Here is a 26,244-nt window from a genome sequence, read left to right as displayed (position 1 = left end):
TGCCCTGATAGATGATACTATTTTATGCTTTGACAGGAATAGAGCAGTTGGATAAAATAAAGTTAGAGAAGTTAATATAGAGATTAAATTTTTATGTCTAAGGATAGTATTACAGAAGAGTTATTAGAAAACCAACTCTTTGAAGTCTTGAAAACTAACGATATAGATAAAGATAGGAAAATACTTGAAGTATGCGAAAACATTGCAACGGCTACAATAAATCTTCCTCAAGACCCACCACCAGCTAAACTAGATTTATATAAAACTATCTATAAGTACCAATTAAATAAATTAGACTTAGATATTAAAGATTTAAAAAAACTATCAGCAGTAATAAATGACTCATTTCCTGGCAATGAACATAAAGAACTAAGAAATGTTATAGATACCCATCTTAATACATCTCCTATGGAAGAGAAAATTAGCTTAACAACTTTATATGAAGCAGCAGGAAACTGGACAAAGGAACAAAAAATAACCCTTAATAATTCAGCTAAACAATATTTAAAACAATATTTAAATAACCCCCAAAAAGATGGAGAACAACAACTGGATAAAGCCTGCTTTGAGTTAGGTTTATATGGGAAAAACACAGAACCATTTAAATCATTTATAAAAAACCTTCTCAATCTTAACAAAGAAACAATAAATTCCATTGAAAAGCTAAAAACAAGCTTAGTAGAAAAAAATATACAATCAATAAATGAGGTAGGAGATGAGCTCCGATTTGATGAAAGATTTATTTCTTATAAAATGGAATTGGAAAGATATACTAATATTAAAGATGCTAAGGTAGATGCAAGAATCAGAAATTTTTTTAGAAATGAGCAGATTAAAATAGAGGAAAAAGCAATCTCTCCACAAGATATTGATAAAGACAGAGCTCAAAAAAATTATGATTTATATAGTAAGAAGCTACTTGAATACAGTAAATACAGTAAGGAAAGATCTGATTTTGCAGTTATAGTAAATAAATTATTAGATGATGGTAATGTAGAAGCCTTCATTTCTCAGCAGAATTTAATAAATTGTTTAGAACATTATGATTTAATAACTCAATACGAAAATTTATCTACACAGCAAGGACAATATACTCTTTCAGGAATAAATGTAGCCTGGGAAAACAATAGTAAACTAAATCATGGTGACACAGGATTTTTAGTATCAAAGCCTGATATTGTTAACCCATATCTTGAATCTTTACCATCTCAAACTATTAAACTAGGCGCAGATGATTTAGAAACTATACGAGTTAAACTTAATTATGCCAAAAATCAAAGAGGTGATAAACCATTTGCTATAGTTTGTTCCGATGGTATCCATTGGACTTTATTAGTTGTAGAACCTATTGAACAAAAATATAGATTTATTGATTCGTACGGTGAGAGTCTAAAAGATCAGAATCTTAAAAAAATATTGGAAGATGATAATAATCTTAAAAACGTTGATGTACCACCAATAAAACAACAAAGTAATAATCTATCTTGTGGGGCATGGGTTCTACAAAATGCTCAAACTATTATGACTAAAGGAATAGGAGCTAAACTTGAAGAGTTTGGCGATAAGGAGCTATTACCATTACATAAAGATAATTTATATATTTTTGACTCTGAAATAAGAAAGCAACCAGATTTTATTAATCATAATATAAATTTCTTACCTGTGAGAGATATACTACCTTTAGAAAAAATAGCTGAAGTACCGAAAGTAGCCTTAAATAAAAAAATACTAGAATCAGCAGATGTGCCTGTGCCAAATGTATTAAAAATGCCACCAGAACTATCAGCAGTAATAAATGACTCATTTCCTGGCAATGAACATAAAGAACTAAGAAATGTTATAGATACCCATCTTAATACATCTCCTATGGAAGAGAAAATTAGCTTAACAACTTTATATGAAGCAGCAGGAAACTGGACAAAGGAACAAAAAATAACCCTTAATAATTCAGCTAAACAATATTTAAAACAATATTTAAATAACCCCCAAAAAGATGGAGAACAACAACTGGATAAAGCCTGCTTTGAGTTAGGTTTATATGGGAAAAACACAGAACCATTTAAATCATTTATAAAAAACCTTCTCAATCTTAACAAAGAAATAATAAATACAAAAGTACCAGACTCAATAGATATGCCTGTGCAAAATGTATTAAAAACGCCACTAGAACTATCGGCAGTAATAAATGACTCATTTCCTAGCAATGAACACAAGGAACTAAGAAATATTATAGACACACATCTTGCAGAAGAAAATAGAATGCGGCAAGCGGAGTTAGCTGGTAAGAGAAAAGCTTTCAATGAAGACCCAAAGTTCAAACTTGTCAAAGATATGTTGCGTGATAAAGGGATGGCGGAGCAGCAGGCTTTTGTAGCAAAGGGGGCTAAACAAGCAGGTTTGTCGGCTGGTTATATTGCTCAAGAAAACGTCACCGGTAATAGTTTCATTTTAAAGCAATTTTATAAAAGTCATACTGATTGTTTGGCTATAGACAATCAAAAAAAACGAATGCAAGCCTTGAATGATAGAAGAGACGGTGTGCAGGAGTTGATTGGTTCAAGTCTTTATCAATTGCTATTATATGATCGTGCTCCTAAAGAAGAGTTAGTAACACCTGACCAGAACAATCCAAACTCACTTTTTGTTCGCTCTAAATTCTTTGACAATGTTGTGCAACTTTATGAATTTGCTGGCTCTCCACCCGGTGAACCACTGAAAGCAGATGATAATAAGGAATTGCAGAAACTAGAAGGATTGGAAAAGGTCATTGCTGCTTGTCATATGTTAGGAGAAATAGATTATTATGCTGCTAATTTGATGGTACAAGATGGTAATACTGTAACTAAAATTGATCATGGTCGATCTTTTATGGAGTTCCATCAAGATTTTCCTGCTATGATTAAGTCAACATATACACGTTTTGTTGACTTTGGCTATGCTGGTGCTATTCGGAAAGGTAACTTGTCATTTAGTATCGAAAAATATAGTGAATCATTGAAACAAATGCTTACGCAACTTGATGAGAAGAAAATAGATGATATAGTGGAACAACGAATTGCTGAATTACGAAAAGCTGGCTTTAACCCTGAAGGTATTACTACATTTGCTAAATTCCAGGATGGTAATGCTAAACCTACGGCTATTAATAATTTTGCTGATTTAAAATTATTTTATAAAAAAAATATAAAAGAAAACCTGACTAATATGAAAGAGGTGGCAAAATCAGCAGAGATAGTAAGTAAGTTTAGTAACGTCTCTCACCCATTTAAAAAAGGTCAGTGGATAGAAGCTTTTGCTCAATCAAGAACCCAAGATCCAGTATCCTATGCTGCTCATCGTGATATTAAAATTGAGGGGAAAAATGCCTTGCAATGGGCTCATGACAATAATTATCAAATAAAAGTTCCAGCTGCTCCGATTACGGAAATCGTTCAGGAACAGCAATGGCAGAAAAATACAACAGATGGTAATGGCAAGAATCAGAAGTTTCGGTTACTAAAACTCATAAAACTACAGCAAGTCTAGACCCAGCAGAATATATTATATATGCAAAAGATCAGTTGAAGATAGCGCTATCAAAATCTGAAACAGAGTTTCTTAATTCAGCGGTTGCTTTAGAACTAACAAATGCTTCAGGCAAAACTTATCAGTCTATGGTAGAAAAATCAGTGGCAGCAAAACACAGCCTAGATACAGAGCTAAAGAAAAAAATGCACGATCAAGATCAAGCTGCTGGTGATAAATTACTTCCTGTGATTGATAATTTTGTTGGTAAAACATTAAATAAAGAAGTAACAGCAGAACGAGTAGAACAGTTTTATGATAAGTTACTTACCCATCTTAAAGTAGAAAATTATCTTACTGATAAGGATATTGCTGACATAAAGAAAGATCAGGATTATAAAAAGAATATCCAAGAAACAACCAACTTAATAAAAGCAACGACACCTGATTTAACCGGTAGTGATAAGATCTGTTATAAAGTAGCAAATTTTTGTAAAGAAATAGGATTATCTGGTTTATCAAATTATTTTATAAAAAAAATCACTCCTGAGAAATTAGATAAGATTCATAAGATAGAGAATGCTTTAACTGAAAGTATAAAAATTAATGAAATATTGTTAAAACCTAGTGGTGGTAAAGAGGGAATACAAACAAAAAGACTTGAAGCAGTTAAAAAAGTTACTCAATCTGATTTAGAAACCAGAAGGTTAAAGCAAAGAGGTCGAGGATAACTGTCATTTTTCAAAGACAACGTGAACGTTCACTCAGCGAAGAAAAGATGTTGAAAGGTTTCAGTTGTTCAATTTAATTTTCAGCCTCAATTCTGGATTAGATAATTTTGGGATATAGCTGGTTTGGTAGGTTTCATACAGTAAACAATAAGAGCAGGTAAGATATACACGAATGCATTCCAAGTTGCTCTATCCCTTGTAAATACTTACATTTCTACCTTTCTTAATCCAGATGCTCGGGTTATGAAGTTTTTTGTTGATGATGATTTTTAGTTGTTTTTACCAGATTCTCAAAATGAGATAATCCGTATGCAAAAGCAATAATTGCAGGAACCATAATAAACCATATTCCCCAATTGCCAAAACACTCAATAAGGTAGACAAAACCAAAAGTGGTAATAATATGCATTAAAGCACGAGATATAGCAAATGTCATGCTAGCACAAGTAAAACGTTTAAATACAGGAAGGCTTTTATAAAAAATGGGAATAGCAGGATCTATGGACTTCTTTAATAAAATTATAAAAAATTGAATCAAAAATAACTGATAAGGACAATTAACATTATTCAATAAATACGGACAAAATATTATAAAAATAGAACATATTATTAGTATAATTCTCATGGTTAATAATGGATACACTTTTAAACTTATATAACATAATATTAATACGGTTAACAGCTCCATTAGACAGACAATAAAATTATGATAAATAACTTCGGATAGTGTGTAACCAAAGCTAGTTCTCAAAATATTAGCACAATATATATAAACGAAATAAAAAGATACCGGTGTAACACATTGTAATAAAAAGAAAGATAGTACGGTTTTTTTATTAACTTTCTCTTGCCAAATAGGATTATTCTGAAAAACATTTATATCTGTATTGGCTTTATTAAAAGCTCTCTTTATTCGACGTTTAGCATTAGCAAATTCTGGGGCTTCTCTAAGTCTGGTTCTCGCAACAGAACCAATCAAGGCAACCGTTGCTCCTATCCAAAATGCTACACGCCAGTTAAGAAGATTAGAAGTAACAAGTGATGCAACCCCTAAAGCAGTTAACGTTCCTAGAATAGCAAAAGACCCTATCAACCCAACACTTGCATATTGTATCGGTGGATCAAGCATTTCCGTTAAATAAAGGTCTGCCCCTACTATTTCGCCCATAGCAGACATACCTTGAACAATACGGCAGATGGTCACTATCCAAGCTGCTGTATTTCCTATCTGTGCGTAAGTAGGTAGGTTAGCCATAATGATACATGAAGATGCCATCATGAGAGTTGTGATTATAACCGTTGCCTTACGTCCTATATTATCACCTATCCATCCAAAGATTAAGGCACCAACAGGTCGAAAAACAAAGGTAGAACAAAGAGCCAAAGACATCATTAAAGAGTTGGAGTGAGGGTCAGTTGGTTCAAAGAATAATTCATTAAGAAGTACCGCCATGTGTACATATATCATCAAATCAAAATATTCAAGGAAGGTGCCTATTGATAGTAACCCTACAGCTTCTTTTTGTTCCCTAGTTAAACTTTTTTGTTCTTGTTGGTACTCTATCATTTTTTACCTTTCTTTTGATAGTAGTACTATAAATATTGATGGTTTAATTAATGATAGCAAGAAAACATAATATTGAAAGTGGAAATGATAAATTTCTAGTTACAATAATATCACTATCTTCAATAGAGCCTAAAGATTCTTGGGGAGATTTCTTTGATGTACATACTATATATGTCAGGGAAGTCTTCTCTAAACTAAAATATTTCGAATGTTTTATGGGTATAATTCTTCATAGCCCTACATTTTTTATTTTGTAGTGAAAGTGTATAGTTATGCTCATAGGATTAGGTGATAAAGAACATAACGATTGTAAGTTGTCATTCCCGCGAAGGCGGGAATCTAGATACCTGCTTTCGCAGGTATGACACAAAGTTTGTATCACCTAATTCAATAGGTTTCACTATAATTCGACATAATGTACCAATTTAAGGAAAAAAAAACCGATCTCTAACTGTCATTGCGAGGAGCCACTTTAGGCGACGAAGCAATCCAAAAGACCAGAAGTGGATTGCTTCGTCGTGCTTACACACTCCTCGCAATGACGCTTGTGTAGCATAATATCCTTATAATTTTTTGCTATTTTTACGATAGAATAAAAAATGTAGGGTATGATAATTCTTCCATGATGCAAGAAAATATCTATAAATACGTACCCTTCTTAATCTATAATTTGGGTCATAAGGTGTGTTTTAGTAAATAAAGACATAAAATTCTCAGAAGTAGCATTTGCTACTGTTTCTAGGTTTGTTTCTTTTATTTCAGCTATTTTTTCTGCGACATATTTCACAAAAGCCGGTTCATTTTGTTTGCCACGCATCGGAACAGGGGCAAGATAAGGAGAATCTGTTTCAATTAATAATCGGTCTAGTGGAATATAACGTACTATATCCTGCAAAGCGGTGGCATTTTTAAAGGTTACAATTCCAGCAATTGATATATACATACCAAGGTCAAGCATTTTCTTTGCCAAATGCTTTGAAGCGGTAAAGCAATGAATAAGACCGCGAAACGCGGTATTTTGCATTTCGCTACTTAGAATATCAATAGTATCTTCTTCTGCTTCTCTTGTATGAACTATAATTGGCAATCCTATACTTTGAGATGCTTTTATATGCTCTTGAAAAGAACTAATTTGTTTATTTTTGTCGAATGTCTGGTAATAATAATCAAGACCAGTTTCACCAATTCCAATAATTTTCGGGTGATTACAATATTCCATAATAGTTTCGCACGAGACAATTTCCTTGACTTCATTTGGATGAACACCGCATGAAGCAAATATGTTACTGTATTTTTTGGCTATTTCTAAAATATCTGGGAATTCCTCAATGGTAGTACATATAGTCTGCATGTACCTAACATTATTATTCTCAGCTCTGCTTACTATTGCTGATAAATCTTCTTTTAACATGTTAAGATGGCAATGAGAGTCAATTAATATACTCTTCTGAATTGAGTATGTCATGATTTTATCCAATTTTTTGAGGCTATTATATTTGCTATTTTTTCTACTTCGTTAAGTGAAGTATAATTATATTGTTCAAGCTGAGCTACAGATTGCTCTAGTATTTTAGCTATTCTTAATTCTAGCAAATTCTGTATAAACGATAGATGTTTAGGTGATTTAAAATTACTAGGACAGAATATATAAAGAGGTTTGCCAGTGGAAGCTGCCTCACTACACATAGAAATCGAATCAGCAGTAGAAATTATGTAATCTGCCTGTGCCAACATACCAAAATAAGGATTAGGTTTAGTTTCTTCCTCTGTTGGATCGTAAATAATAGCAGACGAAGGCACTTTATTTTTGATGATTTGTTTTGCTGAATTAGGGGTACGTCGACTAAAGCTAATAAACAGAGTATATTTTTCATCTTGATTTTTAGTAATATTAGATAATATTGCGGCAAATTCGCGAGCATTTTCGTCGGTAAATTGATAATTTTTGCTATTACCACCAATAATTACCGATATAAACTGCTTAAGGTTTGGATAATTCTTGCGTAATTCGATACCACCAGCCTGTATTTTTGCTTGGACGTTATTAAGTGCTCCAGTAATTCTCAGTATACTCGAATCATTTGTGCATAGTTCTTCTCTACTAACCTTATCATGATGTGGTAGAATAATTAGGTCAAATTGCTCAAACGGCAGATTAGGGCGCATAATTTGAACAATTTTTACTTTACCAGCAGATTTATGTTTTAAATAACTTGCTAAGGAAGCAGTTCTTCTCCCAGCAGAAATTATTAAGTCAGGGAATCCTTCCATTTTCCACGATTGTAACAGCTGCTTTTTTACATGGATAGGGCTGAAGGCCAATAAAAAATTTGGTAATTTACCCAAAAAATTATAGTCAATAGGTTTTAGTTGATAACCAAGACCTATTTTTTCTGCTAGGGCTATAGATTGATTCACACTACCCACCCTGTTGTCAGCTAACACCCAAATTTTAGGTTTAATATTATACATTTCTAATAATTCTTGCTAAGTTATTGTTTTAATTATAGCTAACCAGGGTTAGTATTTATCCATAATTGATCTAGGACAATGTTTGTCATCCCCGCGTAGGCGGGGAGCTAAAATAACGCTCAAAAAGCCTTAGCCATTATAGATTCCCGCCTACGCGGGAATGACAAAGAGTTGCGGGGATGACATCCTTTTCGTTGGAGCAAATGGCTAAATGTTAGCCCTGGTTAACTATAACTAAATAGCCACTTTATTAATTACCAATTCATTATTCGTTGATTTTATACTTACAGTATCACCGTTACCTATAGTACTAGAAAGAATCATTTTGGCAAAATGGTTTTGTAGTTCTCGTTGTATAACTCTTTTCAATGGTCTAGCACCAAACATTGAATCATAGCCTTTATCAGCCAGGTAATTTATAGCCGATTCATCAAATTGCAATGTAATATTTTGTTGCAAAAGAATTTTTCTTAAATTATCTAGTTGTATTTTGACAATATCATGTATGTTGGCATGAGTTAGTTTATGAAATAGAATAATCTCATCTAGCCGGTTTAAGAACTCAGGTTTAAATATTGCTCGTACATATTGCATTACTTGTTCTTTGATTTTATCTTGGTCATCGGCTTCTTGTTGGTTAACAAGTATTTCAGCCCCAAGGTTAGAAGTAAGAACAATGATGGTATTTTTAAAATCAACGACTATCCCTTGACTATCAGTTAGGCGTCCTTCATCCAAAATTTGTAGCATAATATTGAAAATATCCGAATGAGCTTTCTCTACTTCATCAAATAAAATGACTTGGTAAGGTCTCCTGCGTACTGCTTCTGTTAAAATTCCTCCCTGCTCATAACCAACATACCCTGGAGGAGCTCCAATCAAACGTGATATAGAGTGTTTCTCCATATATTCAGACATATCAATTCTGAGTATAGCATTACGATCGTCAAATAAAAAAAGTGCCAAAGCCTTGGTTAGTTCGGTTTTACCAACACCAGTGGGACCTAAGAATAAGAACGATCCAAGCGGTCTATTATGATCCTGTATCCCAGCACGAGAACGACGCACAGCATCGCTAACTCCTTTTATAGCTTCATCTTGACCAATCACCGATTGACGCAGTTTATCTTCCATCGCTAGTAGCTTTTCACGCTCGCTTGATAGCATTGTATCAATCGGTATACCAGTAATTTTGGAGATGATTATAGCTATATCGTTTTCTGATACAACTTCTTTTGATGGTTGGTTATTTCCCCCTTCTATTGCTTGTTGTAGTTTCTTAGTTAAATCAGGAATAATACCATATTTCAGCTCACTAGCTCGGGCAAGATCGCTACTTCTTTCTGCTCGTTCAAGTTCTGATCGAGCTTTTTCTAGCTCCTCTTTTAATTTTTGTTCAATATGTATTTTGGATTTCTCCGCTTGCCAGCTAGCACTCATATCATAAGAAAGAGATTCAAGTTTAACTAATTCGTCTGTTAATTGGATAATTTTCTTTTTTGAATATTCATCATCTTCTTTTTTTAGAGCCGCTAGTTCAATTTTTATTTGAATGATACGGCGATCAAGCTCATCCAGTTCTTCTGGTTTACTAGATAATTCTATTTTTAGCCGACTACATGCTTCGTCTATTAAGTCAATAGCTTTATCTGGTAAATAACGATCAGTAATATATCTGTTAGATAAAGTGCTGGCGGCAATTATAGCATTATCAGCAATTCTTACACCATGATGTAATTCATATTTGTCCTTAATGCCACGTAGAATTGAAATAGTATCTTCTACTGTTGGTTCGCTAACATAAACTGCTTGAAACCTTCTAGCAAGAGCTGCATCTTTTTCAATATATTTACGATATTCATCTAAAGTGGTAGCACCAATACAATGGAGTTCTCCTCTAGCAAGCATTGGTTTTAGTAAATTTGATGCATCCATAGCTCCATCTGTCTTACCAGTTCCTACTAAAAGATGTAGTTCATCAATAAATAAAATAATTTCCCCACTAGAGTTTTTAATCTCATTTAATACAGCTTTTAGTCGCTCTTCGAATTCCCCGCGATATTTAGCCCCAGCAATTAAAGCTCCCATATCAAGTTCAATGATACGACAATTTGCTAGAGTTTCTGGAATATCTTGGCTAAATATTCTTTGGGCTAGCCCTTCTATTATGGCTGTTTTACCAACCCCTGGCTCTCCTATCAGCACCGGGTTATTTTTCATTCTTCTCGACAGAACCTGTACTGTCCTTCTAATTTCCTCATCTCTGCCAATTATTGGGTCAAGTTTACCAAGTTCTGCCAACTCAGTTACATCTCTACCGTATTTTTTTAGGGCATCATAACTATTTTCAGAAGAGGCACTATCAGCCGTCTTACCTTTTCTTAACTGTAGAATTGCTGCGTTTATTTTCTTATTAGTTATTGAATTATCCGATAAAATCTTACCAGCAGCGGTGTTATCATACGATAAGCCTTCAAAAATTCGCTCAATAGTCACAAAACTATCAGCATTATTCTTGGCAAGCTCTGATGCTTTATCAAGTAACTTTAGTGCTTCCGATGATAGGTAAAGTTGCCCCCCTCCCTCTATTTGTACTTTCGGGATTTTGTTTAATTCTATAGTTAAAGCTCTATTTAAATCATCTAAGCTAATACCTAAAATATTAATGAGATTATCAATAACACCGCTATCATCGTTTAATAAGCTTGCCAATATATGTAATGGCAATATTTGCTGATGATCATTTTTTGCTGCTATGCTCTGGGCATTAGACAGCACAGATTTTGCATGGGTAGTAAATTTCTCTATGTTCATTGCAATAACCTCACAAATTTTAGATTAGCTCAAAGTTTATTATTGAATATATCATAATATTTTCTTCCACTAAGTCTTTATATAAATAATAATTAATAATAATCAAGGGGGTAGTTAGGTGATGAACTTGTTTCAGTTAGGGGGCATCCTGAATTTATTCCAGGATATTGTTACGTATACATAGATACTGAAACAAGTTCAGGATAACTTTGTTATATCGATAAATCAAATTTCTTGATTAATCTACTTAAATCTTATAGAACTTATAGGGGAAGTATAGCTAACCCGAATAGGTCTTGATATTGTTGTAGTCTCCTAAATGTCATTGTGAAGAGGGGCGAAGCCCGAACGAAGCAATCTTTAGTGTCATCCCTGCGTAAGCATGGATCTAGATTCCCGCCTACGCGGGAATGACAACCTATGCTAGATTCCCGCCTAGGTGGGAATGATAACCTATGCTAGATCCCGCACTGAAGCAAAGGTATGACACACAACAGGATTGTTTCTTCGTCACTGAAGTGAGTTCTTGCAATAACGTAGAGGCTATCTAGAACCTATAACGACTTAGCTATAAATAATGGTTATCCATTGTTATTTTTATAATATAAATTATTTTTTAGATCGGTAATGAACCACAACATATTTAACTTAGCAGCTGCCATTGTCCTGTCCCTTGGTATTATTTTTGGATGGCAATATTTTTATGATAAACCAAGATTACAAAAATTAGAACAGCAAAATAAAATATATAATAAGCAAGTTCAAGAGTTAAAGAAAAAGAATATTCAAGTAGAAAGCCCTAAAGAAGTTGAAGCACCTATTTCTACTAAGAGAATTCGGATAAGCTCAGAATTACTTTCTGGATCAATATCTTTAAAAGGACTGCGGTTTGATGATTTAATTTTGTTGAAATATAAGCAAGATCTATCACCAGACAGTAAACCTGTGGTGTTATTTGCTCATTCTCAGTCAGAAGAAGCCTATTTTGCTGAAATAGGTTGGTTTAATAAAGATAACAGTACTATTCTTCCTGATAGCGAAACTCTTTGGCAGGCTGATAATGATGAGTTAACGCCTACAAAAGCTGTAAATTTATCATGGATTAACAAAGATGGGGTTAAATTCTTGATTACTATAAGCATGGATAGTAATTACTTATTTACCATAGATCAAACTACGGTGAATGATAGTAAGCAACAAATCTCAGTGCAATATTATGGATTAATTAACCGTAAATATATTGGCAAAGAGAAATCAGTTAATATCCTACATCAAGGGCCAATTGGTGTTATTGATGGTAGGCTTAAAGAACATTCTTTTGATGATTTAAAAGATAAGAAAACTGAGAAATTTTTGCAAGGTGTTGTTGATTGGGTTGGTATAACAGATAAATATTGGTTAGCTTCCTTAATTCCGGATAAAGTTAGCATGTATAGTTCTAACTTCAATTATGCAATAAAGAACGGTGTTGAAAAATACCAGGTTGACTTCATTTCCTCAACTCACGCCATAGAAGTAGGAAAAAAGTTTGCTATATCACAAAAATTATTTGTTGGAGCAAAGAAAGTTGATTTATTGGATAAATACGAAAAGCAATATAATATTAAGTTATTTGACCGGGCAATTGATTTTGGTTGGTTTTATATAATCACTAAGCCAGTCTTTAATGCTATGAACTTTTTCTATCGCTATGTTGGTAACTTTGGTGTTAGTATATTGATTGTAACTGTTATTATAAAACTGCTAATGTTTACTTTGGCTAATAAGTCATATCGTTCTATGAAAAGAATGAAAAATATTCAGCCTGAAGTAGAGAGGATTAGGGCGTTATATGCTGATGATAAAATGAGGCTTAACCAAGAAGTTATGGCTTTGTACAAAAGAGAGAAGGTTAATCCCTTAGCTGGTTGTCTGCCGGTTATTGTACAAATCCCAGTATTTTTCTCAATTTATAAAGTATTATACGTAACTATTGAGATGCGTCAGGCACCATTTTTTGGTTGGATAAAAGACTTATCTGCTCCCGATCCAACATCAATTTTTAACTTGTTCGGGTTACTGCCATTTGCTTGCCCAAGCTTCCTGATGATTGGTGTATGGCCTATTTTTATGGCTATGACTATGTTCCTACAGCAAAGGATGAGTCCAGAACCAGCTGACCCAATTCAAGCACAAGTAATGAAATTTATGCCGCTGGTTTTTTTAGTAATGTTTAGTAGTTTTCCAGCTGGATTATTAATTTATTGGTCCTGGAATAATATTTTATCAATAATTCAGCAATATTACATCAATAAGCTAGATAATAATGTCGGTTGATAAGGTTACAAAACTCTTCCGTCAAGAGGTAAAATTTATAGCTGGTGTGGCAAAAATAAATCAGTTTCCCAACACATCTGTGCCAGAGATTGCCTTTGTTGGTAAATCAAATGTTGGTAAATCAAGTTTAATTAATAGTATATGTAATAATTCGAGTATTGCTAAGGTTTCTAATACTCCTGGTCGAACTAGGCAAATAAATTTTTTCTCTATTATCGATAAACTTATTTTAGTTGATCTCCCTGGATATGGCTTTGCTGAAGTTCCCATATATATAAAACAACAATGGGAAGTATTAATAACATACTATCTCCGAATGAGTGTAAACCTCAAATTAGTAAATTTGTTGATTGATGCTAGAAGAGGCGTAAAGCAGAATGATATGGAAATTGCTAAATTGTTACTTTCTTGCAATAAAGATTTTCAAATTGTTTTCACAAAGTCAGATAAGGTAACACATAAAGAAAACCTTACTATGGTAGCACAGAATTTTCTTGCAACTTTAGGCTACTCCTGTAATGTAATTTATACAAGTAGTAGGAGTAAAGAAGGTGCAAAAGAATTGCAGTTTAGTTTGGCAAAATGCATTAAATTATAAAGAAAAAGAAGGTAAAGATTTTACCCATGTAAAAGATACTGCTTTAATCAAAGATATAATAAGACGTAGTAGTGAAGTTAGAGATCAAGTTATGGTATTTAAGCTACCGTCGTTAATTATTGGTGATGACAAATTATTGACGAGTTTTGCAGAAGTAATACAGCTACTTGATAGTTGTGGAATCAAAATCTTTATAGTGCATGATCATACTAATTTGGTGAATGATACGCTGAAATTGTTTGGTTGCGATGAGAAATTTATCGATAATATTAAGGTAGCGGATTATAAAAGTTCGCAGATTATAGAAATGGTTTTGTCCGGGTATATTAATAAGCGTATAGTTTCCAAGCTCTGTAGTTTAGGTTGTTATGCTATTGGTATCTCCTGCAAAGATGCTAATCTTATTCAGGCTAAGAAATCAAAATTACTGCATAAGAGAGACATGAATAAAGATGTGATAGATATTGGGTTTATCAGTGAACCAGTTATAGTAAACCCTGAGATTTTAATAAATTTTGAGGATAGCAATATTATTCCTGTTATAGCACCAGTAGCCAGTGATGAAAAAGGTAATACTCATCTGTTGGATGTAAATATGACTGCCTCAATAATTGCTTCCTCATTAAATGCAGAGCATCTGGTATTATTATGTGATGGAACAGAATTTACCGAAGAGAACTATATACGCGTACAGGATGTTAATGTATTAAAAGAGATGTTGAATGAAGCTGTTGATCCAAAAAAAGTTGGTTTGATTGGGGCGGCTTTAAGTGCTATTCAAAACAATACTGATTACGTGCATTTTCTCAATGCAACTTTCCCCGACTCTATATTATTAAGCATATTTACAAGTAAAGAACGCGAGTTGCCAATTATATAAAAAGATGTGGGCAATCTTATGCATGACATTTAAAAGTCATAGGGAAAATAGCCTGGCGTCATTGCAAGGAGCCACTATTATGGTGGCGACGAAGCCAATCCAAGAGCCTGGATTGCTACGACCACTACGTGGTCTCGCAATGACGCCTGAGATATCTAGAACTTATTCGGGTTAGCCCTACTACAAAAATAAAAGATAATTGCTATTAGTGGAGCATAAAAATCTGCTATATTTATAGATATAGCCGAATTTGGGTTAAAGAGGGTTAATTTATGTCAGGTAGTTTAGTATCAGATCCATTATTTGTTGGTTTAACAAGACCTGCAATGATATTTGGTGTAAGTATAAAATTTGCAGCACTTAATATGATCATGTCTATGTCATTATTTATTCAAAGTAATAGTATTATGAATTTGCTTGTTGCCTTTGTAATTCATATGATAGGGTATGTAATATGTTTTAAAGAACCAAGATTTATAGAATTGTTGTTAAATAAATCTTCTAAATGTAGTCAGTGTCCCAATAAATCATTCTATGGAGCGAACTCATACGGTATTTAAAAGAACAGTATAAAATGACAAAATGATAAAATTATCTGTAACAAAAACAGCCAAAGAGTCGAGAGCTAGGAAAGAAAAGCCTACTTCGCACTTTATTCCTTATAAGTGCCATTGGGATAGTAATACTATTCTAACCAAAAATAACGAATTATTACAAGTAGTAAAGATAGGAGGATTTTCCTTTGAAACAGCTGATGATGAGGATCTAGATATTAAAAAAAATATCAGGAATTCGTTACTTAAAAATATGTCATCAGGCAATATTGTGATGTATTTCCACACGATCAGAAGGCGTAGGCCAGTGATTTTTGATGGGCTTGAATATACCTCTGACCCTACCATAAAAGTGCCTAATGATTTCACAACTTATTTATCAAATGAATGGCGTAAGAAACATGCCGGCTCTAGATCGTTTTTTAATGAGTTGTACGTTAGTATCCTTTATCGACCAGATAAAGCTGGAGTTGCTGTAATCGAGTACCTCATTAAGAAGCTAATGCAAAAGTCTAATAAATTGGCTTGGGAAAATGACATGCGAGAGATGCAAGAAAGTTTGCGAGAAATGTCCTCGAGAGTAGTTAATACATTCCATAGTTATGGTGCCAGGCTACTTGGTGTACGCAAATCTAGTAGTGGTTATTGTTGTGATATTATGGAGTTTCTTGGTACTCTTGTGAATTGTGGCTCTTCAATGCAGATGGTCGTTCCAAGAAGTTCAATAGACCAATATCTTCCAACCCATAGATTGTTTTTTGGTTCCAGGTCTATAGAAGCACGTGGTCCAGCCGGCAGAAGATACGCTGGAATACTAAGTATTTTAGAATATGGACCATCTACATCAGCTGGACTCTTTGATGGTTTTTTACAAATGCCTTTTGAGTTTGTCATGACGCAGAGTTTTATTTTTGCTAATAGAACAGTGGCGATTAATAAAATGCAACTACAACAAAATAGGATGATTCAAGCAGACGATAAGGCTGTATCACAAGTCGCCGAAATCTCTCGAGCACTTGATATGGCTACCAGTGGTGATATTGGTTTTGGAGAACACCATTTTTCACTTCTATGCTCTGATAGTAATTTAAAATCCCTTGAGGATACCCTATCTATGGCTTCTGTTGAGCTGTCCAATTCTGGAATTCAACCAGTTAGGGAAAAAATTAATATGGAACCGAGTTATTGGGGACAACTTCCTGGAAATATGGATTATATAGTAAGAGGATCTACTATCAATACTTTAAATATGGCTAGTTTTGCATCTATGCATAATTATCCATTAGGTAAGGTTTTTAATAATCATTGGGGAGAATATGTGACTGTACTCGATACTACTTCGGGTACACCTTTTTATTTCAGTTTCCATGTTAGGGATGTTGGGCATAGTTTGATTATTGGTCCAACTGGAGCTGGTAAAACAGTATTAATGAATTTTTTATGTGCACAAGCACAAAAATTTAAACCTAGAATGTTCTTTTTTGATAAAGATCACGGTGCTGAAATATTTATTAGATCACTTAACGGGGTTTATACCACAATTGACCCAGGGGGAGAATGTAACTTTAATCCCTTGCAACTTGATGATACTGGAGAGAATAGAACATTTATATTAGAGTGGCTTAAAGTATTGGTTACTTCTAATGGAGAATCGTTATCATCAGAAGATAATAGGACTCTATCACAAGCAGTAAGTGGTAATTTTAAGCTGGAGAAGAAGGATAGAAGATTAAAAAATGTTGTAGCATTTTTAGGTATCGACGGTCCTAATAGTTTGGCAGGTAGGATTGCTATGTGGGTTGGTAGAGGCTCTCATGCTAGAATATTTGATAACGAGACAGATAATATTGATTTGCAGAAAGCCCGAGTATTTGGCTTTGATATGACAGAGCTGTTAAAAGATCCAATTAGTCTTGCTCCTGTACTACTATATATCTTCCATAGAATTAGTATTTCTTTAGATGGTCAAAGAACTATGATAGTTCTTGATGAGGCATGGGCTTTGATTGATAATCCGGTATTTGCTCCGAAAATTAAGGACTGGCTAAAAGTTTTGCGTAAGTTAAATACTTTTGTAATTTTTGCTACCCAAAGTGTTGAAGATGCAGCTAAAAGCAGAATTAGCGATACTTTGATTCAACAAACTGCTACACAAATATTCTTACCAAACCTTAAGGCAACCGATATTTATCGTAGTGCCTTTATGCTTAGTCAACGTGAATATATTTTAATAAAAACTACAGATCCAACATCGCGTTATTTTCTAATAAAACAAGGAGTAGATGCGGTTGTTGCTAAAATAAATTTAGATGGTATGAATAATATTATTAATGTTCTTTCTGGTCGAGTTGAAACGGTGTTATTGTTGAATCAGATTAGAGAGAAATATGGTGATGATCCTGAAAAATGGTTGCCTGTATTCTATGAGGAAGTAAAGTCACTTTAGTTAATTTATGCATTATAAACATAAAAAATTATTAACTCTATTATGCTGTAACTTCAGTACCAATTGGTTATTGTATTTATTATATGGTGCTAAAACATTTGGTAGGATATTGATTTTATGTAGTACATTGAATTTTACTATTATCCATAATAGTTATGCAGAAGAAAAAGGTACTTTAGATACTATAATTGATATTCTTTCAGGTTTGACCTGTGAGACTCAAGGTGTTGGCGACTTATTACGTACAGAATTTTCTCACACTTGTATACCAGCATCATTTTTTTCCTTTGGTATTGCGAATATAATATCGCCAGGAATTTATGCTAATACGATGCTGCGTCTTAAAATAAATGATCATGTATTATTTGATCACGATTACCCCGGGGGGCAGTGTGCAAGAAATAATAAAATTGATCCCAATGATCCCAAATTAACATTTGCATTTTGCAATAATATTAAGTTAGCAGCTGTTAGATTTGAGGCAATAGCCATTTCTGCTATTGCTATTGCTAAAGCCGTATTAACCGGTACAGATCCGTGGGATGATATTATGGAGGCGTGGAAGAGCAATAAAGGCGGATACCACACTATTTATAAGGATCAAAAAGATGGTGATACTGGTGTAATGTTGGACGTGCCTTTGCCAGTTGTTTTTAAAGTAGTAAAGCAAAAGGATACTATGTGTGTAGCTGCTCCCACTATATTGGCAGATTGGGTAGCGGTTGGCTGTAAGTATATTAGAGAGCCATACCCTGAATCTATGTATGCGTCTTTTATGAATCTTGATAGCAGCAATGCTAAAGAAGGCTCTAATAAAGCTGCTACTGACCCAATGGCAATAGTTGATTGCGGCTTGTCATCTTCTAGTTGTTACCAAAGGGCTTATAATAACTCTAAAACAGCGATAGTCATATCTGCACCATTAATCGAATGTATTAAGGAAATGACAGCAAGATTACTGATTAGTAAAGATGTTTGTACATTTGATGATGTTAATAAAGTGATTAATTCTAGTAAAAGGGAGAGTAGTGTATTATTTCAGTTCCAACGTAATATGCACAGAACTGTTACTGCTTTATTAACTATATATGTAATTTTCTTTGGTTTTAAAATCGTACTTTCTAGTGATATTCCGCCTAAAAATGAAATAATTAATTTTGTATTAAAAATGTTATTTGTAACCTATTTCTCTGTAGGTATAAACATTACTCCTGGTAGTAGTTCTGACTATAATCGGCTAGATGGTATGGTGCAGTGGGCTTTTCCTTTGTTATTAGGAGGAATAGATACGCTTGGTGGTTGGGTTATGAATGCTTCTCCATCAGATTTGTGTAAATTTGAACCCAAAGATTATAACGATAAAAGTCTTTCTTATATGCCATTATGGGATGCATTGGATTGTCGAGTAAGTCATTATTTGGGATTAGATATACTATCAACCCTAATGGTAGAAAATCAATATAGAAATCATGATTTCAAGAATTTTGACTTTTTTAGTTTTTCAGCTCCACCCTATGTATATTTACTGATTCCTGCTATTATTTCAGGTAACATGACTCTTGTGTCTTTGGCACTTTCTTATCCTTTATTAGTGATTTCTGTTGGAGCATTTATGGTGAATGCTACAGTGATGTGCATGATATCTATAGTAATATTGGGTGTTTTAGCCCCTCTTTTTGTACCAATGTTTTTATTTGAATATACTCGCGGTTACTTCGAATCGTGGGTAAAGTTGCTAATATCATTTTTGTTACAGCCTATGGTTGTGGTAACCTTTATGATTCTGATGTTTTCGGTTTACGATGTTGGTTTTTATGGTCACTGTAAATATACAAGTAAAACTATACAAAATAGTATAGAAAGTGGAGGCGACGGAAAAAGAGCTGTAAAAATATTTTTTGTTGATAATGATTGGAGTAAATATAATAGTGAAGCCGAGGTTAAAAGTTGTAAGAATAGTTTAGGTTATATGCTTAATAATCCACTTGCAACAGTTGTTGATTTTGCTAAAGATAACCTAAATGAAATGCTCACAGAAAAACCAGGAAGTGGCAGTACAAGTAGTCATTTATCTAAATTCCAATTTCTCCAGGGTATTATTATGGGACCCGGTATGTTCTTTGTATCACCAAAATTAGTTTTTGAGAAAATTAAGGATATTGTTCTAGCGTTAGTTACTGCCTGCTTTACTTTGTATTTAATGTATCACCTTAGTGCTCAATTGGCAGACTTTGCAGCTGATATGACCGAGGGTGTAGCACTTAGCAGTGTTGCCATTCATCCGCAAGCAATATATAAAGCTGGTATGGCTGCTATTGGAGCGGCTGGAAAAATGGGAGCAGCCGATAAAGCAGCTGGGGGCGGTGGAGCTAAGGATTTAGCTGGAGGTGGCAAAGGTGGTGGTAGTAGTGGAGATAAAGGTGAATTAGCAGGAGATAGTGACTCTAGTGGTGGTGGTGAATCAGGAGGAGATACCGTAAGCACCGGCGGTTCGGTTGGAGCTACTGGATCAGTAGGAGGGGGAATGAAATCTTTGGGTGGTAGTGGAGTTTCTCTGCCAATCCGTCATATAACAGAAGCTACTACAACTGGTGTGAGTGAAGGAGGTTCTTCAAGTGGAGCAGGATCCTCACATGAATCGAGAGCTAATTTTGAGACTAGTACTAGTGACGGAGCTGTTTTAGTTCCAACTACGACAATAGCAGAAACAAGCAATTCTATTAATAGCTCACCACAGCTAGCTACAAATAAACAAGAATTAGGCAAACCTCTGGACAAAGTAGGTTCTGCATCGACATTGCCAAAAGAAAAAAAATCATATGGGTTACTTCCTAAAACTCCAAAAGAAATGGAGGAGCATACCTTACAACCCGGAGAGGCTGGTTATGTTAAACAAGAAATAAGAAATCGTGAGATAAAAGATAGAAATGCTAAATTAGAGGAACAGGCATTTAAAGATTTCAAAGAAAAACCTCTTAAAAATAGAGCAGCTAAACAAATTATAGCGGATAGAACTAATGTAAAAGTAAAAAAAGATGGCTCTGATGAAAATTCATAAAGTCATACAAATTTTTATACAATTTTGCTTGATATTTTTTTCAGTTGAGGTTTCTGCTGGTTATAGAAATGTTGGGGTTTCTGCTGGTTATGGAAATATGTGTCCATCAGTTTCATTTGGGGCAGATGATTATTTAAAGCAGAATACTGCTTACGGTCATATTATGTTTAGTATTGATATGATTGGTACTCCTGGTGCTTGTGAGCCAACTAGTCCAATTGATTCAGAGTTTAAATTTTGTCTAAAAAATAAAGAAGGGAGTTCTCCAGAATGTAAAGTTATTACTCTTAATTTAAATGATTCTAGGCGTCTTAGTGAGTTAAGCACTGATAATAATCCTGATTTAGGTGGCAATACCTTATTGAAGGATATTATTTTGACAGTAAAAATTATCGATAAAAAATTATTGTGCCTAGTAATGTCTACCTCAAAAGGGCAGCTTCCATTGGCTTGTAGGCATACTAACATACCAGCTCCGCCATTACCGTCAGATGAACAATGTCGGAACATAGGTAGAACTTGTTATATGGGTACTACTAAAAGTCAGTCGTTATTTAATTTTTCTGGGTTAGCTGTAGATTGTATGAAGGAAACTCTTGATAAAGTTTTTTTCCGTTATAGTAACTGTAATCCAAAAAATGATAAGGTTAGTTTGATTGGACTTAATCCCTTTTCAAAATTCCAAGAATCTTTGAAAATATCTATTAGGGCAGCATTAATATTATATGTTATGTTTTTTGCTGTTAATATGATTCTAAGTAAAGAATATGGTAATATAGATAAAATAGCAACTTTTGTTATGAAACTAATATTGGTTACTTATTTTGCTACTGGTATTGGACCGGTCTATTTTAAGGGTGGTAAAGAAACTACTGACAATGGTATGTTGCAGTATGGTTTACCGTTACTTACTGAACTTACTCCACAATTTGCCCAAATAGTTTTTAATGCTGGTGGTTCTAGAGGATTATGTGAGTTTGATGCTAAGAAGTATAAAAATGGTTATAGTTTTTATGCCCTTTGGGATGCTGTTGATTGTCGGATAGCTTATTATTTGGGTATGGGGTTAATCTATAATACAGAAGCTATTTTAAATAACATTAATAGCGTGTCAGGCGATAATAAAGGTACTGCTATTGAAATTTCCAAAAAACCCGGGAGTGAAGCTCCGGATGCATTAGGTAGGGTGGGAGCGTTCAGATTCTTTATCGTACTATTTGGTTTTTTATTATCTGGCAATATCATAATAGTAGCATCTGGACTAATATTTTCTGTAATATTTGTGTCAATAATTTTATATTTTATAACCCATTACCTAGTATGTTTAGTTACCATATATGTCATGACCTATATTTCTCCTATATTTATTCCTATGGTTTTATTTACTAGAACTAAAGCATATTTTGATGCATGGCTAAAAATTTGTATATCTTGTGCATTGCAACCTGCAGTAGTAGCTGGTTTTATTGCCTTGCTACTTACTATGTATGATTCGGCAATATACAAGAATTGTCAATTTATGAGGCATGACTATGTTAGTGCTAATGTTCAGTTTAGTACTTTTGAGCTTAGATTACCAATGGATAAACCTGAAGATTGTAGAAATAGCGTTGGATATAAATTGTTACAATATTATTCAGGGACAGGCTGGGAGAATCATCTTTTAAGTATTTTCCCAGTTAAATCAATTGTTACGGATATCTTCTCATTAATGGTAGATTTACTCTATGTATTAGTTTTTTCAATTATTTTTTATTATTTTTCAAAATCAATTAGTAAATTTGCAGCTGAGCTTACTGGCGGTCCTATCATGGAATCTGTAACAGCCAGTCCTACTAAGATAGTTGATATGGTTAAGAAAGGGATTGACTTTATTGCAGATGCTTCAGAAAAATCAAGGAAAGGAGGAGAAGAAGCAAAAGATTCAGCTAGTGGTGGTGAGGGGGCGGTTGGAGATAAGATGGGTTCAGGTGGTGGTATGGGTTCAGGTGGTGGTGGATGATGATTATAGACAACCCGACTAACATTACGCTAAATTCACAAACGTTTATTAGCGATGAAGCAGTTCTGTTTTATGTCATCCCTGCGAAAGCAGGGATATTAGATTCCCGCCTACGCGGGAATGACAACTTACAATTGCGAGGCGATATGAAGTTTGAACGAATCGATCCTGCTTTGTGTTACCCTTGCTTCAGTGTGGGATATAGATTTCCGTCGCAGCTAGGAATGATAACTTACAATTGCTTCGTTGATTCACACCTTCTCGTTAATAGCGTCAGTTTACCATGGCTAAAACCTTCTCGGGTTAGCTATAACTTGGATATTATCATATGAAAGGAAATTTATCAAAACTTATAATGTTACTAGGCATAATTGCTTTGTTGGTTAGCGTTGTTATGGTAGTGCTTGCGATGATAGGATCAGTAAAAATTACTAATGGTTGTCTTATGAGATATGATGACACAAAAGGTGGTAATACTACCGATCGTATTACTAATACGGTGATGCTTAATGCAACAGCAAACTATACTGTAATTACTAAAACAAAACCAGATGGCTCGCTTGAAACGGAGTATGATCCTAACCGTTATGGAGAATGGTTAAATACTAACCTAGCTGTTACAAATGAGCAGGAGATTAAGTTTAAAATAGATGGTAATATAAGCCTTTGCCGAGCTTATATACCAAAAAATAATATTCAACAACTTTCAGATTTGGATAGTAATGGTAACAAAGTTGCTATTCCTAGGGTTGAAGAAACCAATGCAGAACCGCTATCCTTAATTTTTGATGCTAAAACTGATGAATGGCGAAATATAGCTGAATTGTTTGCTAATGATAAGGTTGTAATATCAATTTTACCGGATCAAAAGAAACTGCCAAATATGGCTAATGTTAGTGTAAAAAATATTTTTAAGTTTGTTAAACAAGATGGTGAATCTAAAAATTTTATAGAACAGGAAAATTGCTCGGAAGGGAAGAGAGAATACAGCCCATTATGTGGCAGATATTCAATATATTCTGGGGAGTATGTCACTGGTTGTAGTCCGCCGCCGGCAAATTGTGACAATCCAAATGCAAAGAATTGTGCTAATAGTAATGCCGTAAGATCGGTGTGTTGGAGTAAGCCAGAAGATCGAGAGTTAGGTTATGGGGTATGCGTACTAGATGCAGGTCATTTAGCTAGTTACTGGAAAACAATATGTGATAAGATTGGGTTTTGGGCTAATGTTAAGGGGGTGGCACCAGAGCCTTATCGAGATGATGGTTTCTTTACATCTCCGTGGTCTGACAAGGTTGATAAGCTATTCACGGATTTTCATCCAGAATGTTCTAATAATTCAAATATTTCATCTTCTACATGTCCAGGTATTGATCGTGGAGAAAAAGACAGAAAATATATAGAAGGAGAATATCAGAAAGAAAGATATTTCTGGTATTCTGCCGATGGTCCAACAGGTCTATTATACAGGATAGATAATAGTGAAACTCCGACTAAATCTCTAGGAACAGGCTATAGATTTGCTAAAATAATTGATAAAGATAAAGATAAAGATTACGATTCGGTAAATAATAGTAAAGAAGATGATAAGAAATATAAAATTATTTATAACGATATTATAACCGCTACAGGACAAAGCTATTTACAATATCGTTTCTGGTCAAAATATACTGACTATAGTGAAAATACTGGTGGTTATGTGTTAAACATTAAGCAGACCAAATGTCGAAGAAGTAATGGTAATAGTTTTAATGATGATATGACTAATCGTGGTAAAGTACAATATTTAATAATGCCATATGGTGAGAATCCTAATAAACCTGGTACATCTTATATCCCTACTAATATTGGTGTGAAAGATGCAGACGGTAATGCAAAAATTACTGCGAATGATAATGGATATCTATGGATGAGAATCCTCAATAAACAAGAGGATTATAAAGAAAGTTATGGTAGGTACAAAGTAGAATTTCGCACCTCACAAAAGGTTGGTAGTTTTACTTTTAATGTTCTAAATCCTTTATTTGAGTTATTAAAAGGAAAAATCAAAGGTGCTGCGGTAACGATCTTTCAGAATATGACATGCTATGGTGGTGGAGTTACTACCTGTAGTAACTTTTTTAACTATATAAAAGCAGTATTAATTCTTTACGTTATGTCGTATGGAGCAATGTTTTTACTAGGTATTGTTAAAATCAATCAACAGGATTTGGTAATTAGGATAGCAAAAATTGCTATAGTTAGTGGATTAATGAATGAGAGTACTTTTAGATTTTTTAATGAGTATATATTTGATTTTATCACTAATTTTTCAGATGGGATAATTTCCAATATGAGTGGCTATAGTATGTTTTCGTCTACGGACAAGATATCAAATCCTTTTATGTTCCTAGATGCATTAATGAGTAAAATATTATTTAGTAAAACTTTTGCTGGTCAAGTGCTATCTTTATTATCAATGGGTCTTAGTGGGCTGATTTATTTTGTTATACTATTTATTAGTATAATTATAGTAATCATTACCGTTCTTCGGGCGGTGGCAGTTTATATTATGGCATTTATGGCAACAGCTTTGTTAATCGGTATAGCTCCACTATTTCTTACGTTCATGCTATTTGATTTTACGAGATATTTATTTGATAATTGGGTGAGGTTTACTTTTAGATATATGATAGAGCCGGTAATCTTAATGGCGGGAATTATTATACTTACTCAGTTGTTTACAATTTACTTGGATTTTACAACTGGTTATAGTGTGTGTTGGAAATGTGCTTTACCAATAAAAGTTCCATTCCCTACTATTCAAGGTCTTCCTGCAATTTTCTCTAACTTAGAGATTTTTTGTATCAATTGGTTTGCACCTTGGGGAATGGATCATCGTTCTGGGATGATGGGATTAAATATGCAACATTATATTGCATTGATTATCATTTCCTATGGAATGTATGGTTATGTTGAATTTTCTGGTCAAATGGTAGCAAAATTAACTAGTACTGCTGGCCCTTCTGCTACCTCTATGGGACAAGGGATGTCATCGGCAATAGAGCAAGGAGCTTTGAAAAAAGTTGGTTTAGACAAAAAAGGAAGAGACGAAATCAAGCAAGGTGCTAGTAAAAGATTAAAAGATAGGAATAAAGCCCTCGATAAGGGTAATAAAGCTATATCCAAAGGTGATACTAAGGACAGCGATGGTAACAATAAGACTGAAAGTGCAAAAAGTAGTGCTGAAGGTGGCGAAAGTGCTTCTAATACGGATATGAAGTAATAACTGAAAACAAGTGAATGGGATGAGAAATTTTAGA

General features: G+C 34.0%; 18 protein-coding genes and 1 pseudogene. 14 read left to right on the top strand and 5 right to left on the bottom strand.

Going from position 1 to position 26,244, the window contains the following annotated elements:
- Positions 1-93: 93 nt before the first annotated feature.
- Together ACQH2P_RS02575 and ACQH2P_RS02570 are read left to right on the top strand one after the other, a co-directional pair.
- A complete protein-coding gene (locus ACQH2P_RS02575; RefSeq protein WP_425362866.1) occupies positions 94-3,525 on the top strand; it encodes a hypothetical protein in 3,432 nt (1,143 codons plus the stop codon).
- Between the two features lie 35 nt (positions 3,526-3,560).
- On the top strand, positions 3,561-4,235 hold the full coding sequence (locus ACQH2P_RS02570; RefSeq protein WP_425362865.1) for a hypothetical protein: 675 nt from the start codon (positions 3,561-3,563) through the stop codon (positions 4,233-4,235).
- Positions 4,236-4,321: 86 nt separating this feature from the next.
- Here ACQH2P_RS02570 and ACQH2P_RS02565 read toward each other — a convergent pair.
- Both ACQH2P_RS02565 and ACQH2P_RS02560 read right to left on the bottom strand, forming a co-directional pair.
- Positions 4,322-4,435, bottom strand: a pseudogene (locus ACQH2P_RS02565) (IS982 family transposase); the annotation flags it as partial.
- Between the two features lie 41 nt (positions 4,436-4,476).
- Entirely contained in the window at positions 4,477-5,802 is a 1,326-nt protein-coding gene (locus ACQH2P_RS02560; RefSeq protein WP_425362864.1) for an MFS transporter, read from the bottom strand.
- A 50-nt stretch (positions 5,803-5,852) separates the two neighbouring features.
- On the opposite strand from ACQH2P_RS02560, the gene ACQH2P_RS02555 reads away from it, so the two are divergent.
- On the top strand, positions 5,853-6,059 hold the full coding sequence (locus tag ACQH2P_RS02555; protein ID WP_425362863.1) for a hypothetical protein: 207 nt from the start codon (positions 5,853-5,855) through the stop codon (positions 6,057-6,059).
- 31 nt (positions 6,060-6,090) lie between these two features.
- The gene (locus ACQH2P_RS02550) at positions 6,091-6,231 is read left to right on the top strand and encodes a hypothetical protein (RefSeq protein WP_425362862.1); all 141 of its coding nucleotides are present in this window, start codon (positions 6,091-6,093) and stop codon (positions 6,229-6,231) included.
- Between the two features lie 229 nt (positions 6,232-6,460).
- On the opposite strand, the gene ACQH2P_RS02545 is transcribed toward ACQH2P_RS02550, so the two are convergent.
- The 3 genes from ACQH2P_RS02545 to clpB all read right to left on the bottom strand — a co-directional run bounded on the left by ACQH2P_RS02545 (position 6,461) and on the right by clpB (position 11,088).
- Positions 6,461-7,243 (bottom strand): TatD family hydrolase, encoded by a 783-nt coding sequence (locus ACQH2P_RS02545; protein ID WP_425364086.1) that lies wholly within the window; start codon positions 7,241-7,243, stop codon positions 6,461-6,463.
- 20 nt (positions 7,244-7,263) lie between these two features.
- Positions 7,264-8,274, bottom strand: coding sequence for a mitochondrial fission ELM1 family protein (locus ACQH2P_RS02540; protein WP_425362861.1), 1,011 nt, complete (start codon positions 8,272-8,274; stop codon positions 7,264-7,266).
- 234 nt (positions 8,275-8,508) lie between these two features.
- Positions 8,509-11,088, bottom strand: a complete 2,580-nt coding sequence (gene clpB, locus ACQH2P_RS02535; RefSeq protein WP_425362860.1) for an ATP-dependent chaperone ClpB — start codon at positions 11,086-11,088, stop codon at positions 8,509-8,511.
- A 627-nt stretch (positions 11,089-11,715) separates the two neighbouring features.
- Here clpB and yidC point away from each other — a divergent pair.
- The 10 genes from yidC (at position 11,716) to ACQH2P_RS02485 (ending at position 26,207) form a co-directional block, all read left to right on the top strand.
- Positions 11,716-13,404: a membrane protein insertase YidC gene (yidC, locus tag ACQH2P_RS02530; protein WP_425362859.1), complete on the top strand. Its 1,689-nt coding sequence runs from the start codon at positions 11,716-11,718 to the stop codon at positions 13,402-13,404.
- Positions 13,394-14,002: a ribosome biogenesis GTP-binding protein YihA/YsxC gene (gene yihA, locus ACQH2P_RS02525; RefSeq protein WP_425362858.1), complete on the top strand. Its 609-nt coding sequence runs from the start codon at positions 13,394-13,396 to the stop codon at positions 14,000-14,002. Before yidC ends, yihA begins: the two co-directional genes overlap by 11 nt.
- The gene (locus ACQH2P_RS02520; protein WP_425362857.1) at positions 13,956-14,882 is read left to right on the top strand and encodes an amino acid kinase family protein; all 927 of its coding nucleotides are present in this window, start codon (positions 13,956-13,958) and stop codon (positions 14,880-14,882) included. Before yihA ends, ACQH2P_RS02520 begins: the two co-directional genes overlap by 47 nt.
- A 22-nt stretch (positions 14,883-14,904) precedes the next feature.
- Positions 14,905-15,057: a hypothetical protein gene (locus ACQH2P_RS02515; RefSeq protein ID WP_425362856.1), complete on the top strand. Its 153-nt coding sequence runs from the start codon at positions 14,905-14,907 to the stop codon at positions 15,055-15,057.
- Positions 15,058-15,154: 97 nt separating this feature from the next.
- The gene (locus ACQH2P_RS02510; RefSeq protein WP_425362855.1) at positions 15,155-15,442 is read left to right on the top strand and encodes a VirB3 family type IV secretion system protein; all 288 of its coding nucleotides are present in this window, start codon (positions 15,155-15,157) and stop codon (positions 15,440-15,442) included.
- Positions 15,443-15,467: 25 nt separating this feature from the next.
- Positions 15,468-17,882, top strand: coding sequence for a VirB4 family type IV secretion/conjugal transfer ATPase (locus tag ACQH2P_RS02505; protein WP_425364085.1), 2,415 nt, complete (start codon positions 15,468-15,470; stop codon positions 17,880-17,882).
- 7 nt (positions 17,883-17,889) lie between these two features.
- Entirely contained in the window at positions 17,890-20,940 is a 3,051-nt protein-coding gene (locus ACQH2P_RS02500) for a TrbL/VirB6 family protein (RefSeq protein ID WP_425362854.1), read from the top strand.
- A complete protein-coding gene (locus ACQH2P_RS02495) occupies positions 20,927-22,942 on the top strand; it encodes a TrbL/VirB6 family protein (protein WP_425364084.1) in 2,016 nt (671 codons plus the stop codon). Before ACQH2P_RS02500 ends, ACQH2P_RS02495 begins: the two co-directional genes overlap by 14 nt.
- Positions 22,942-23,274 carry a hypothetical protein gene (locus ACQH2P_RS02490; RefSeq protein ID WP_425362853.1) on the top strand — a complete coding sequence of 111 codons (333 nt, stop codon included), beginning with the start codon at positions 22,942-22,944 and terminating at the stop codon, positions 23,272-23,274. Before ACQH2P_RS02495 ends, ACQH2P_RS02490 begins: the two co-directional genes overlap by 1 nt.
- The gene (locus tag ACQH2P_RS02485; RefSeq protein ID WP_425362852.1) at positions 23,271-26,207 is read left to right on the top strand and encodes a TrbL/VirB6 family protein; all 2,937 of its coding nucleotides are present in this window, start codon (positions 23,271-23,273) and stop codon (positions 26,205-26,207) included. The genes ACQH2P_RS02490 and ACQH2P_RS02485 overlap by 4 nt, the downstream gene beginning before the upstream one ends.
- Positions 26,208-26,244: the final 37 nt, after the last annotated feature.

Origin of the sequence: Candidatus Tisiphia endosymbiont of Hybos culiciformis (assembly GCF_964030975.1) — a bacterium.
Taxonomy (GTDB): domain Bacteria; phylum Pseudomonadota; class Alphaproteobacteria; order Rickettsiales; family Rickettsiaceae; genus Tisiphia.
This window is presented reverse-complemented; position numbering and strand designations above follow the sequence as displayed.

Excerpts from the sequence above, each read along its gene's own strand:
- ACQH2P_RS02575 (WP_425362866.1), top strand. The coding sequence starts at position 94 with ATGTCTAAGGATAGTATTACAGAAGAGTTATTAGAAAACCAACTCTTT.
- ACQH2P_RS02560 (WP_425362864.1), bottom strand. The coding sequence starts at position 5,802 with ATGATAGAGTACCAACAAGAACAAAAAAGTTTAACTAGGGAACAAAAA.
- ACQH2P_RS02555 (WP_425362863.1), top strand. The coding sequence starts at position 5,853 with ATGATAGCAAGAAAACATAATATTGAAAGTGGAAATGATAAATTTCTA.
- ACQH2P_RS02540 (WP_425362861.1), bottom strand. The coding sequence starts at position 8,274 with ATGTATAATATTAAACCTAAAATTTGGGTGTTAGCTGACAACAGGGTG.
- clpB (WP_425362860.1), bottom strand. The coding sequence starts at position 11,088 with ATGAACATAGAGAAATTTACTACCCATGCAAAATCTGTGCTGTCTAAT.
- yidC (WP_425362859.1), top strand. The coding sequence starts at position 11,716 with ATGAACCACAACATATTTAACTTAGCAGCTGCCATTGTCCTGTCCCTT.
- yihA (WP_425362858.1), top strand. The coding sequence starts at position 13,394 with ATGTCGGTTGATAAGGTTACAAAACTCTTCCGTCAAGAGGTAAAATTT.
- ACQH2P_RS02515 (WP_425362856.1), top strand. The coding sequence starts at position 14,905 with ATGACATTTAAAAGTCATAGGGAAAATAGCCTGGCGTCATTGCAAGGA.
- ACQH2P_RS02510 (WP_425362855.1), top strand. The coding sequence starts at position 15,155 with ATGTCAGGTAGTTTAGTATCAGATCCATTATTTGTTGGTTTAACAAGA.
- ACQH2P_RS02500 (WP_425362854.1), top strand. The coding sequence starts at position 17,890 with ATGCATTATAAACATAAAAAATTATTAACTCTATTATGCTGTAACTTC.
- ACQH2P_RS02495 (WP_425364084.1), top strand. The coding sequence starts at position 20,927 with ATGAAAATTCATAAAGTCATACAAATTTTTATACAATTTTGCTTGATA.
- ACQH2P_RS02490 (WP_425362853.1), top strand. The coding sequence starts at position 22,942 with ATGATTATAGACAACCCGACTAACATTACGCTAAATTCACAAACGTTT.
- ACQH2P_RS02485 (WP_425362852.1), top strand. The coding sequence starts at position 23,271 with ATGAAAGGAAATTTATCAAAACTTATAATGTTACTAGGCATAATTGCT.